The sequence below is a fragment of the Gimesia chilikensis genome (genome assembly GCF_008329715.1).
GTDB classification, from domain to species: Bacteria; Planctomycetota; Planctomycetia; order Planctomycetales; family Planctomycetaceae; genus Gimesia; species Gimesia chilikensis.
This window is the reverse complement of record NZ_VTSR01000006.1, coordinates 307,643-319,803: the sequence shown is the minus strand read 5'-3', so window position 1 is coordinate 319,803 and position 12,161 is coordinate 307,643. Positions and strand designations below refer to the sequence as shown.

General features: G+C 53.1%; 11 protein-coding genes. 8 read left to right on the top strand and 3 right to left on the bottom strand.

All coding sequences use genetic code 11. The features are described 5' to 3' along the window. Window position 1 precedes the first annotated feature (1 nt). Window positions 2–1,060, bottom strand: a complete 1,059-nt coding sequence (locus tag FYZ48_RS29575; RefSeq protein ID WP_261344354.1) for a hypothetical protein — start codon at window positions 1,058–1,060, stop codon at window positions 2–4. Window positions 1,061–1,102: 42 nt separating this feature from the next. Here FYZ48_RS29575 and FYZ48_RS29570 point away from each other — a divergent pair, with 42 nt between their 5' ends. The 4 genes from FYZ48_RS29570 (at window position 1,103) to murJ (ending at window position 5,016) form a co-directional block, all read left to right on the top strand. Beyond that, entirely contained in the window at window positions 1,103–1,531 is a 429-nt protein-coding gene (locus tag FYZ48_RS29570; protein ID WP_242022494.1) for a hypothetical protein, read from the top strand. 107 nt (window positions 1,532–1,638) lie between these two features. Further along, window positions 1,639–2,655 (top strand): DNA polymerase III subunit delta, encoded by a 1,017-nt coding sequence (gene holA / locus FYZ48_RS08390; RefSeq protein ID WP_149339297.1) that lies wholly within the window; start codon window positions 1,639–1,641, stop codon window positions 2,653–2,655. A 237-nt stretch (window positions 2,656–2,892) separates the two neighbouring features. Beyond that, the gene (locus FYZ48_RS08385) at window positions 2,893–3,315 is read left to right on the top strand and encodes a hypothetical protein (RefSeq protein ID WP_145042531.1); all 423 of its coding nucleotides are present in this window, start codon (window positions 2,893–2,895) and stop codon (window positions 3,313–3,315) included. Window positions 3,316–3,378: 63 nt separating this feature from the next. Continuing rightward, window positions 3,379–5,016 (top strand): murein biosynthesis integral membrane protein MurJ, encoded by a 1,638-nt coding sequence (murJ, locus tag FYZ48_RS08380; protein WP_187781928.1) that lies wholly within the window; start codon window positions 3,379–3,381, stop codon window positions 5,014–5,016. A gap of 74 nt (window positions 5,017–5,090) precedes the next feature. Here the strand turns inward: murJ and FYZ48_RS08375 are convergent, their stop codons facing one another. Beyond that, on the bottom strand, window positions 5,091–6,125 hold the full coding sequence (locus FYZ48_RS08375) for a DUF1559 domain-containing protein (RefSeq protein WP_149339293.1): 1,035 nt from the start codon (window positions 6,123–6,125) through the stop codon (window positions 5,091–5,093). 384 nt (window positions 6,126–6,509) lie between these two features. On the opposite strand from FYZ48_RS08375, the gene hemP reads away from it, so the two are divergent. After that, window positions 6,510–6,692, top strand: a complete 183-nt coding sequence (hemP, locus tag FYZ48_RS08370) for a hemin uptake protein HemP (protein WP_198422193.1) — start codon at window positions 6,510–6,512, stop codon at window positions 6,690–6,692. A 60-nt stretch (window positions 6,693–6,752) separates the two neighbouring features. Here the strand turns inward: hemP and FYZ48_RS08365 are convergent, their stop codons facing one another. Continuing rightward, the gene (locus FYZ48_RS08365) at window positions 6,753–7,235 is read right to left on the bottom strand and encodes a hypothetical protein (protein ID WP_145189268.1); all 483 of its coding nucleotides are present in this window, start codon (window positions 7,233–7,235) and stop codon (window positions 6,753–6,755) included. Between the two features lie 375 nt (window positions 7,236–7,610). Between FYZ48_RS08365 and xylA the strand changes: the two genes are divergently transcribed. From xylA to FYZ48_RS08355, 3 genes are all read left to right on the top strand, one after another. Further along, window positions 7,611–8,921, top strand: coding sequence for a xylose isomerase (gene xylA, locus FYZ48_RS08360; protein ID WP_149339289.1), 1,311 nt, complete (start codon window positions 7,611–7,613; stop codon window positions 8,919–8,921). Window positions 8,922–9,163: 242 nt separating this feature from the next. Continuing rightward, the gene (locus tag FYZ48_RS29210; RefSeq protein ID WP_187781927.1) at window positions 9,164–9,328 is read left to right on the top strand and encodes a hypothetical protein; all 165 of its coding nucleotides are present in this window, start codon (window positions 9,164–9,166) and stop codon (window positions 9,326–9,328) included. 634 nt (window positions 9,329–9,962) lie between these two features. Further along, window positions 9,963–12,161, top strand: a complete 2,199-nt coding sequence (locus FYZ48_RS08355) for a serine/threonine protein kinase (RefSeq protein WP_149339286.1) — start codon at window positions 9,963–9,965, stop codon at window positions 12,159–12,161.

The window sequence follows — 12,161 nt, the reverse complement described above, 5'->3', positions numbered from 1 at the left end:
GTCAGGGTGTCTCTTCGTCTGTGGAAGAGAGAAGTTCGCTGACCGGTGCATCGCTGAAGCTCAAGGCAGCCAGGACATGAGCCAGCGTCAAAATGGCATCGCAGGTGGGGACGGTTTCCCGGAACCAATGATATCCACTGTGATCGGCAGCGTAAACGGCCCTGTGTTGCTGCATCTGAAAATAGCTGTCTGCCAGCGTTCCCCGGTGTGTGTGCAGGTTCCAGTCTGCAGGGAGCTCTGGCTGTTGTTCCCGGCTGTTCTGATCGAGCACGAAGACGGCCTCCGACTGTTCGGCGGCCAGTGCCTGCATCAGCAACCGGGTGACGGCGTGATTCGGAAGCAGCTCGCCTGTCTCACTGAAAAAAGCGGTCTGGCGGCTGTCGTCGTCGATCAGCAGACCCAGGTCGCAGTTGTGGGTTGCGAGGTACTGCTGCATTTTGCGGACATCTGAATCGTCGGGATCGAGCAGGTTCCGTTTCTGATGTGGAATGTCGACCCAGGAGAGCTGGCAGGGGAGCTTATCGAACAGGGAATCGAGGGTTTCCCGGACCAGTCTGAGGGAACAGGCAACAGCGATTTTCAATGGTCGCAGGGCGTGAAAGTGTTTCAGGAACTGGCTGCGGTATGTTTCCATGGGGTGGAACGTACGCTGAGAACCGGGCTGTCGTGATGCGCGACCGTAACCCTGTTCGGCGATCTCCTGGATGCGTTCCAGGTGGAATCCCCGGGAGACAGGCTGTGACTGCTCAAGTAGAAATTCGAGTCCGGTACTGGACGGGCCACAGTGGGAACCGGTGACCATGATTGCGCCCTGTGCCTGCAGATGCGAGGTGGCATAAGCGAGGATCGCAGGCACCGTGAGACCCAGATCGATCACCCGGCAGCCGTTGCGGCGAAGTGCGCCTGCAACGCCGGTAATGATGTCTGGTGACGAAGGACGTTCATCGAACCCAATGACAACGCAGGGGCCGCGACTCTTTTCGGGCCGGGGTTGTTCCCTGGAGGGAGTACTCGATCCTGGGGAGCGGGCGGTCTTGGAATCCGGGGCTAACCCTTTCAGCGGGAGGCTCTCCCAGAGCAGGTGCGAGAAAGCGCCGGCGAGGTGAGCAGCCTGTGTGCGGTCGATCTGATTCAGATAAACGCCGCGTACTCCTTCGGCTGTAAACAGGTCGGGGGCAGTGCCTCGTGCCTGTTGAGTCTGATGCAGGCGTTTGACCGTCTGCGGAGAAAGGTTTCCGGTGATCTGGTTGTGAGGACAGTCCCGGCACTTGGGATAAAAGGCAGCCAGACGCGAAAGGTGAATCGCTTTGGAGATCGGATATTTCTCGCCGGGACACTGAAAGAACAGTTCTGCCTGTTGCAGGAGTTTGGGGAGCGGCGGTTGCGCATGCGCATGGTGCAGCAGGTGAGAAGACTGGCTCGATGCCTGTTCAAATTGATCTGCCGGATCCTCGGAAATCGGTCTGTTCCCCGCCTGGTTTTACTCAAAATGCAGGAACCGGTGCCGGGGGCACTCGAAATTCGTTGCTAAATGGAGTGTAATGGAATTCGTCAATATTCTGGAATGGCTGTCATTATTGCCGCTCCAGAAGTGTGAATGTATGTGATCCCGCGGTTTCCGGTCAATAAGAGTTAGCGATGCCCCTGCATGTCACCGAGTTTCTGTTAAGCCCCGAGCAGCACACGCTGGGACCGATAGTGGTTCTCCACGGTGATGATCGGTACATGAAACAGGAAGCGATTCATGCAATCGAGCCGATTGTGCTGGGAGAGGAAGAGGACACCAGCATCACGCGTTTCGACGGGAAGCGGCTGGAAAAAGAGCTCCCCCCATCCACCCTGTTTGACGAACTGAAAACCGTTTCGATGTGGGGCGATCAGCGGCTGGTGATCGTGGATGATGCAGAGAAGTTTGTCTCCGCGTTCCGCTCGCGCCTGGAAAAGTACCTGGAAGCACCCTCGAAGAGTTCGCTGCTGATTCTGGACGTCAAATCGTGGAATAAGTCGACCAAACTCGCCAAGACCGTCGCGAAGATCGGTCTGGATCTGGAATGCAAGGAGCTTAAGGGGAGCCAACTGGCAAAATGGATCGCAGATACTGCAGAACAGGTCCATCAGAAACAGATTTCGAGAGATGCGTCGCTGCTGCTGGTCGAACTCGTGGGAACCCATTGTGGACAGATTCATCAGGAACTCTCCAAGCTCGCCACCTTTGTGGGAGAGGCGGCACGCATTAGTCCAGATGACATTCGCGCGGTTGTCGGAGGCTGGAAAGCAGAGACGACATGGGCGATGACCGACGCGGTTCGAGATGGAAATATTGGTGTTGCTCTGAAATACCTGGATAATTTGCTGGTGGCCGGCGAGGCGCCTCAGAAGATTCTCGGGGGGCTCAACTTCGTTTGGCGCAAGTACTTTAAGGCCACGCAACTGGCGGTGCAGGGGACCCCGTTGAGGCAGGCGCTTAAGGAGTCGGGAGTCTTCCCGCGGGACATCGATTCGTCAGACCGATACCTGCGAAGACTGACCCGGCAGCGGGCGGAAAAAATCGGTCATTGGCTGCTGGACGCCGATTTAAATCTGAAAGGCAACAGCCGCCTGGATCCCCGGCTGGAACTGGAGCAACTGCTGTTTCTGCTCAGCGGCTGTGCCTGAGTTTTTTGAGTAAAAAGGGGACTGACAGACACTTGACGCCTGCTCGCCTCTTCTTAAACTTCCTTTCAAAAATCTGATTTCTCCCGGAAATGAATCTTGCCTGGAATATTCCGTGGGGGTATAACACTACGTTACTAAGGTTTTTGCGAAGCTCATTAACGCTGTTGGAACCTGGCAGCGACTGACAAAGTTTCGTACTTCTTCTATTGGGATCGCAGACGCACATTGAGGTGAAGCATGTCGTCCGAACTCTTGGATCCATCTACGGCTTCCAGCATCTATGAGGAAGCTCCTCTAGAGGCGGAACGCCACAAATGGATCGAAAGCCAAAAGAATGGCTTTGATCTGGGTACGCTTGCTATTTCTGACTGGTATGCAAATCATTGGTATTACTTTTGCATCGGAAAGAAAATTGAGCATCTTTTGGGAAATCGATGCTGGCAAGAATTCAATGATACCCGTTTCGGTTTTTTGAAGTCTCTTGAACTGGAGAATGATCTGCTGGCAGATCGGATTCTGGATCGAATCTTCTGGCAGCGGATGGAGAATCTGGACATTATTATCTGGGCCAGAGAGTGGAATCTGCCCATGGAGCGTGTACTTGAGATCTTGAAAATGATCGATATCAACTCTGCACGACTCGAGCCGGTACTGTCCTGATTTCTCATTTGAATTATGGATGATTCTGCGCCACCTGAACCTGTCCAGGAAAATCAAGCTCAGGTGGTTGCATCTGACCATACGCGCGGGCTGTTCGCAGGACTACGAACTGTCAGTCTGCTGACGCTGTTAAGCCGCGTGCTGGGGATGGTTCGCGATATCGGCATGGCGACCCTGTTTGGCAACGGTCCAATTATGGACTCCTTTTCTGTTGCCTTCAAGCTGCCCAATCTGACGCGACGCTTGCTGGGAGAGGGGGCACTCTCCACGGCCTTTCTTCCCACCTATATCCGCGAACTGGAGCAGAACGGACGTGAATCGTCCTGGAAGCTGGTGACCGCGGTACTGTTCTGGCTGATGGTGTTTTCCGTTTTGCTCGTTGGCAGTGCAGAAGTCATTCTGGTCCTGCTTAGCTGGAGAGGGAATCCGGAGTCAGAAGCACAGCTGTTGTACTGGTTGACCGGGTTGTTGCTGCCTTATCTGATCCTGGTCTGTCTGGCGGCACAGATCAACGCGACGCTGCATGCATTGAACCATTTTTCCGTTCCGGCCCTGTTACCTACCATTCTGAACCTGAGCTGGATGGCCGGGATCTGGCTGGTCGCTCCCTTTCTGCCGGATGCTCCTGCCAAAATTACTGCGATCTGCATCGCGATTCTGTTGGGCGGAGTGGTGCAACTGGTGCTGCCTTTCTGGAAGCTATGCCAGATGGGCTACCGACCACATATGGATTGGGGAGTCGGGCTCGGTCAGGTACAGTCCATCGCCCAGAGCATGGCTCCGATTGTCGTCGGACTGTCGATCACACAATTGAACACGCTGATCGACAGCTGTCTGGCGTGGGGCCTGGCCCGTCCAGAGGGGATCTATGCAACAGGTGCCAGCCCCTCGGTCTGGCAGATCTTTGAATCGGGAACCGCTTCGGCACTTTATTTCGGACAGCGAATGTATCAGTTCCCCCTGGGAGTGTTTGGAGTCGCCCTGGGAACAGTGCTGTATCCTCAGTTATCCAGGCATGCAGAGCGGAACGACCATCATCTGTTACGACGAGATTTACTGCTGGGACTGCAACTTGTGATTGGTGTGGGGCTCCCCGCCAGCCTGGGGCTGGTGCTGATGGCACAGCCGCTCTCTTCGCTGCTGTTTCAGTATGGAGACTTCGATCAGTTTGACGCTCTGCAGACGGCGGAAATGATTCGCTTTTATGGCATCGGCGTGTTTGCCTTCATGGCGGTCCTGATATTGAACCGGGGTTTCTACGCCATCGGTGATACCCAAACGCCGGTACGAATTGGGGTGCTGGTTGTAATCTGCAATCTCTTGTTGAATCTGGCGCTGATCTGGTGGCTCAAGGGGAGGGGGCTGGCACTGGCCACATCAATGGCAGCTATGATTCAGACGGGCCTCTGTCTGTGGCTGATCAGGGAGAAGGTGGGGCAGATCGATTATGCGAAACTGTTCAACACCAGCTGGCGGGCCAGCCTGGCGACCGCTGTGATGTCTGCCATCATCCTGATCGAATTACAGTTACTGCCCACTGTTGATTTGTTTCGTTATCGACTGCTGCGTGTGTTGGTTCCCGTTATCAGCGCTGTTGTAATTTACCTGCAGCTGGCGAAGACATTAGGGCTGCATGAAATCATGACCCTGTTACGATCCGGCAGGAAAGCTTCTGTCGAATCAACGGATGGTGAAAAATAAAAAACGGCCTTGAGTAAAACACTCAGGACCGTTTGGAATCGAAGTTGAATCTTGCCTGTCAGACGCTGGCAGGTTTAGAACTCGCCGATGACTTCTCCACCGCTACGGGTGCTCAGAGCACGATAGGTGCCCAGGTCGATATTTTCGCTGATAGAACGGACTGCACCATCCATCAGCAGGGCGTGTACGATCCCGATGTGATAGCTGCGTGCAGTGACGGCAGCGTAGGTGGGACCGGTACAGCTTTTGGCTTCTCGGCAGGATGTGTAGTCCCCCGCATCGATAGCACCACCACTTGCACCGGGGACAGCAACTTTGGCATTGGGAGGGAGCGTGGTGGTAAAGCCGGTCTGATGGACGCGACCATCGACCCATTCCGTGTGACCACTGTTGGCTTTGTTGGAACCGCCCCCGCTGATCAGGGCTTCCACATCTCCGGCGACACTGGGCACGCTGGAAGTGCCGGCGTCTCCATCGCGGTTATAAGCGGTAAATGCTTTTACTTCTGCAAAACAGAGCGTGTTACTGGTTCCGTCTGTGAAGTCACGTGGTTTCGTTTTACTGTTCGGGTAGAACGCACCATCTCCGCCGCTCAGGTTGGAATTGGTGAAGACACGCCAGGTGCCCCCATTGTAGCCATAGCAGATGGGGTAGTGTTCGGGGTTGCCTGAAGAGTCAGGGCGGATTTTATCATTTACTTCGCTGGGGCAGAGCATGAATGGGATGCGGGTGTAGGCGATCGAAGGATCGCTCTGATTCTCATAGCTGCGTGTGAAGTCAATGTTATTGAACAGATTCGCTCCATCCGCAAAGGGAAGGATGCGAGCGTGAATCGACCACTGACCACCTTCAGTGAAAGTTCCTCCGCCAGGACCAGCACAGAAAGCGGGAGGAAACGCGGTATAAGCACTCAGGTAGTTATGCAGAGCCAGACCAATCTGTTTCAGATTGTTTTTGCACTGGCTGCGGCGGGCAGCTTCGCGGGCCTGCTGGACTGCGGGGAGCAGCAGAGCGATCAGAATCGCAATGATGGCGATTACCACCAGAAGCTCAATTAACGTAAAACCACGTCTGCCGAACAGTCGGCTCTCTTGAGAACGTTGCGCCATTTCTCTTCTTTCCAGTAAAAAAGATTCAGGCAACGTGCTCGTGTACATGTGGTATGCAACGTACAAATCAGATCGCCTCGTGATCTGAGTGATAGCCGTCTTGCCGAAATTATCAGTAAATTCTCTGAGACAGGATAATCAGTCCCAGTTGACATTGAGTCTCAGGTTCATTATGTTAGCCATCAGTTGTGCTGGAAGCAAGCAACTCTCTCTCAGAAAGCATACTTTTTTCGCATGTGTTTCTGAGGAAAGAAAAAACTTCGCTGAAAGCTGTACTGATGACGGGCAATTCATTCGGGAGTGGGAATCTGTACGATCCACTGCCGGGGGCGTAGTGAATTGCGAATTTCAAAATTCACTTTGTTGAGTAACATGAACCTAATTATGAGCGAATCAGAGAAGCTTGAACGCCCGGCTACCGCTACCAATGCGCAAGAAGAAAACCCAACTGATGTCATTGAATCCGATGCCATTTTGAATGGAAAACAGGAAGTCCTGATCCAGCATGGCGAGACGACTTATCGGTTGAGAATCACACAGAACGGCAAGTTGATTCTGTGTAAATAAGCCTGATCCCGGGAACATCTGCCTGCTATCAGTTGTGCTACTGTTCCCGTTTTTTCAGGTTTACTGCGAGAATGCGATCTGCAGGCTTTCCAGAATGTCCTGCTCGAGGGCCGGGTCTCTCCCCAGAGGGATCCAGCCATCCGGGTTGCTGCGTTCTTCGACCAGGTTCAAATCACGTCTCAGGCTGAGTTCCTGTTGAAACGTGGCCCCGCCAGGCGCACTGGCGGTGGGGGTGGTTACGTCCTCGATTTCCTTGAACGCTTCCACTCCGAGCAGATATCCCCCCTCGATCGGGGTGACACTGACGAATACTCTGCGGCGGATGGACTGCAGCGTGCTTTCCAGACGGTTATCAAAGCCGACCGAATCACCGTGCCAGGGCTCAAGCAGATTAGCGCCGACTTTGTACTCGGTTTCGATGCGGCCATCCAGCTTGTTCTCTTTGGCGATAGCGAATTTGTAGTTGTGGATGGTATCGACAATCCGTTCCCAGACGACGTCCTGGTTATTTCCCGAGATCTGGATCGGGTTAGAGGCCTGCATCGGCGCAGGCTGAGACAGGCCAGATGCACAACTGGTGCATAGCAGACATAAGCCAATAAATTTCAGAAGGTTACAGCTCATTGCTGATTGACGCCATTCTGGCTGCTGTACGCAAAATTAACAGGATCGTCAGGCAGATTTCAGAGCGAAAGCCCCTCTCCGCCATGGAAGGGAAAAGTGCAGAGGAACTTGGAAATGGTACTTCAACTGCCCAGTTTCCCAGATTGAGAAAATTGAGGCAAGATCACTTTGAAAATCCATTCGTAATGTTTGTTCAATAAGCTTCCGAGCCTACTCTCGAAGGGAATTTCTGTTTAGAATCTTTGTTTGAAGTGATTGTCTTTAAACGTTTTAACCACATGACAGGTGCGCCCCATGGAATACTTTGCAGACGTCCCCCGAATCGAGTACGAAGGCCCGGAAAGCAAGAATCCCCTCGCATTCAAACATTACAACCCAGATGAGCAGATCGAAGGGCAGTCGATGCGGGATCTGTTGCGGTTCAGTGTCTGTTACTGGCATACATTCCGCGGTACCGGCAGTGATCCCTTCGGCGCAGGAACTTTACAGCGTCCGTGGGATGATGGCTCGAACTCAGTCGAAAATGCACTGAAGCGGGTCGATGTTGCTTTTGAATTTTTCGAAAAGCTGCAGGCTCCCTATTACTGTTTTCATGACAAAGATGTCTCTCCCGATGGGGACACTTTGAAAGAAGCCAACGAGAATTTTGACCGCATCGCCGACAAACTTCTGGAAGCCCAGGAACGAACCGGAATCAAACTGCTGTGGGGAACAGCGAATATGTTTTCACATCCCCGCTTCCTGCACGGAGCTGCCACCAGCCCGAACGCAGATGTCTTCGCTTACGGAGCCGCCCAGGTCAAAAAAGCGATGGAAGTCACGCATCGGCTGGGAGGCGAAAACTATGTCTTCTGGGGTGGTCGCGAAGGCTACATGAATCTGTTCAACACCGACATGAAACGGGAACTCGATCATCTGGCCCGATTCATGCATATGGCGGTAGAGCATGCCCAGAAGATTGGCTTCAAAGGACAGTTCCTGTTCGAACCGAAGCCGAAAGAGCCAACCAAACATCAGTATGATTTCGATGCGGCCGCCTGTCTGAACTTTCTGCGGTCGTATGATCTGCTGGACCATGTGAAGCTGAATATTGAAACCAATCATGCAACACTGGCCGGACATACCATGATGCACGAACTGGTTTACTCATCGATTCAAGGGGCTCTCGGCAGTATCGATGCTAATACCGGGGACCTTCTGCTGGGCTGGGATACCGACCAGTTTCCGACAGATATCTACCTGACCACGCAATGCATGCTGGCAATTCTGGATCAGGGGGGACTCGCACCCGGCGGCGTCAATTTTGATGCTAAAGTCCGGCGGGAAAGCTTTGAACCGATCGATCTGTTTTATGCCCACATCGGCGGCATGGATGCATTTGCCCGCGGTGCCCGGATTGCGGCCCAGATTCGCAAAGACGGTATCCTCTCTGACTTCGTATCGAAACGCTACGCGAGTTACGACGACGGCATTGGTGCACAAATCGAAGCAGGCAGTGTGAACTTCAGTGACCTGGAAGCCTACATGCTTGAGAAAGGGGATTCTGCTCCCAACTCCAGCGGTCGCCAGGAGTGGATTGAAAATGTCATCAATGATTATATCTAAAATACAGAACCCAATATGTTAAACAGAACAGGCCTCTGTGAAGTAATTCGCAGAGGCCTGTTTTTTGCCCAGGGAAAAAAATAATTTTTTCGCCGCACGCTCTGATCTGTGAGCTAGGCTTTTAAATGGATCTGTAAAAGCTTTGACCCACTGATCTAGAATCCAGACCGGGTCCGTTTCTGACAGCAGAGGTCAGCGCTTTACAGATCGTAGCAAGTTCACGCATCATTTGAGGTGACATCATGATCGACACGATTCTGGAAACCTGCCACGAGTACTCTAATTTCTACTTCAACTATCTCAATAAACGCTGGGATAATATTTCGCCGATGGAGTACGGCATCGTTCTGGTAGTCATCGCATTCATCGGCTGGCTCTTAATGCGTAACGGCATGCGCAAAGTCTGATAGTAGTTCTCGGAAACTGATTCCCGGGAATTCCAGAATTCACGAAGATCTCCTCTTGTAGGCACGGGGAAAATCAGTAAGATTCCCGGTCCCTTGAGGAAATGAACTCCCCCAGGGGAGGCACGGAGCGGCAGATGTTTTTCCGTTTTTTTTGAAAATCGGATCAAACCGTTGCGCCCTGAAATGCCGATGTTGATAACTATCCTGAAAATCAGATATCTGATTTTAACCAGACATTCTGACGCAGGGTGAATTTTCGTGAAAACGCGGAAAACTCCCGTCGACGACTGTCAGGACGATGCATACAATTGAAACAGTATCCTGTCATTCTTTATTCCGTCGGAGGATCCTAAACCTTAGCATGGACCGGAATCAATAGTGGTGAGTGCCTGGCACTACCCGATTCGCCGTCCTTCTTGCAGCGACCCCACCGTCGCAATGTAATGGCAGATACTATAAAAGTCGTGACCTGAAACAGGCACGGCTTTTTTTATGCGCCTTGATCGTGATATCCGGCAACCGATTCGGTCTACTTCCACACGAAACAGGATTCATTTCTTGCTGAACGCCCGGAGAGATGTCAGAATTAAGAACCTGAGCCGTTTTCTCCCCGTATCTGCTGAAATCCTGATTCATGAATGCATCGAAGACTTCACTGGGACGATCGTTTTCCCGCTCTTTTATGAAATCGTTTACCCGTTCCCGGCTCTTCTCCAAACGGAGCATGTGGATCTGGCCGATTGCAGGCACGATTCTGCTGCTGGTTCTGGGGTTGATGGTCAGGTCGATCGTGGAGACTTCGAGCCGGGAGAACGTTGCCAATAATCTGCAGACAATTCTGGACGCCGATGTGGCTGCGTTGAAAATCTGGCTGGCACGTGAAGAATCTCTTGCGGAGGTGCTGGCCGAAGAGCCACGCGTCCGCAAACTCACTGAAGAATTAATCAGCATTGAGCAACAGGATCCGGACAACCGGGATGCTCTGCTGCATTCCCAGTCGCTGGATGGTTTGCGGGAAGAGTTCAGTTCCGAGCTGGAGCATCTGGGATACCTGGATGTGGGACTGTTCAATCTGGCTGGCAAAGTTCTGGCCTCTTCACGTGACGAGCCTATCGGCCGTGCGGATCTTCCGATTCAGCAGTCTGCCCTGGATCAGGTTCGTGAAGGGAAGGCAACAGTCACGCGTCCCTTTGAAAGTCTGTTCGCCCGCAAAACGGATTCGGGAGAATTAAAAACCGGGCTCCCTACCATGCTGGCGATGGCGCCAGTGAAGGATGCTGACGAAAAGCCGATCGCTGCCCTGGCGCTATTGATCAAGCCGGAGCAGGATTTCACACGGATCCTCTCGGTCGCCCGGGCGGGCAAAACGGGCGAGACCTATGCCTTCGATAAAGATGGCGTCATGCTTTCACAGAGTCGGTTTGAAGATGATTTAAAACTGATGGGGTTGATTCCCGACCGCGAAGATTCCCAGTCGATCCTCAATGTGCAGGTACGCGATCCTGAAGTCAACATGGCACGCGGGAACCGTCCGACGAAACGCATGGCCGAACGCACGCTGACCCGCATGGCAGCCTCTGCCGTTCAGAATGAGAGTGGCATCGACGTCGAAGGCTATAGCGATTATCGCGGTGTACCGGTTGTGGGGGCCTGGACCTGGCTGCCCGAATACGGAATGGGCGTCGCTACCGAGATGGATCAGTCAGAGGCTTATCGCTCGCTCTACCTGTTACGTTATACGTTCTGGGGGTTGTTCGGGCTGCTGATTGTGGGCAGTGTCGTCATCTTTATCTTTACGGTCATCGTGGCGCGAAAAGAACAGGAAACCCGTCGGGCGGTAATTAAAGCAAAACAGCTGGGCCAGTATGCTTTGGAAGAGAAGCTCGGAGAAGGGGGGATGGGGGTTGTCTATCGCGGTCAGCATGCCATGCTCCGCCGACCGACGGCAATCAAATTGCTGGATATCGAAAAAACGACCGACGAAGCAGTAGCTCGTTTTGAACGGGAAGTACAGCTGACAAGTCAGCTTAATCATCCGAATACGATTGCCATCTACGACTACGGCCGCACTCCGGAAGGAGTTTTCTATTATGCCATGGAACTGCTGGATGGCATTGACCTCGATGATCTGGTCAAAGAGTTCGGCCCCCTGCCTGAAGCTCGGGTGATCCATCTGCTCAAGCAGGTCGCTGGTTCCCTTGCGGAAGCCCATCAACTGGGAGTGATTCACCGGGATGTCAAACCGGCCAATATTTTTCTGACGCATCGAGGGGGCGTTTACGATTTCATCAAGCTCCTCGATTTTGGACTCGTCAAAGCGGTCGATGGTCGCGAGCAGGCTACGCTCACCTCGACGAACGCGATGGCGGGAACCCCCATGTATCTCTCACCGGAGGGAATCAAAAATCCGGACCGGGTCGATGCACGCAGCGACCTGTATGCCTTCGGTGCGGTCGGCTATTATCTGCTCACCGGAACCACCGTCTTCGATGGAGAATCGATCATTGAGATCTGTATGAAGCATACTCAGGATGATCCGGAATCTCCTTCCGAGCGACTGGGAAAGCCGGTCTCGGCCGACCTGGAGCAGATCATTATGCAGTGCCTGGAGAAAGATCCCGATAAACGGCCTCAGTCTGCCTCAGAACTCGTCTTGTCCCTGACACGTTGTGAGGAGGATGGGCAGTGGTCCCTTCAGGACGCCAGCGAATGGTGGAGAGTGCATATGGAATCCAGGGCCGCTCTGGAAAAGACCGCCACAGATGTCCCGCGCATTCGGAGTGCTTCGGCTGATGCCACACTGATCGTGAATTTAGCGGAAGAGGATGAGTAA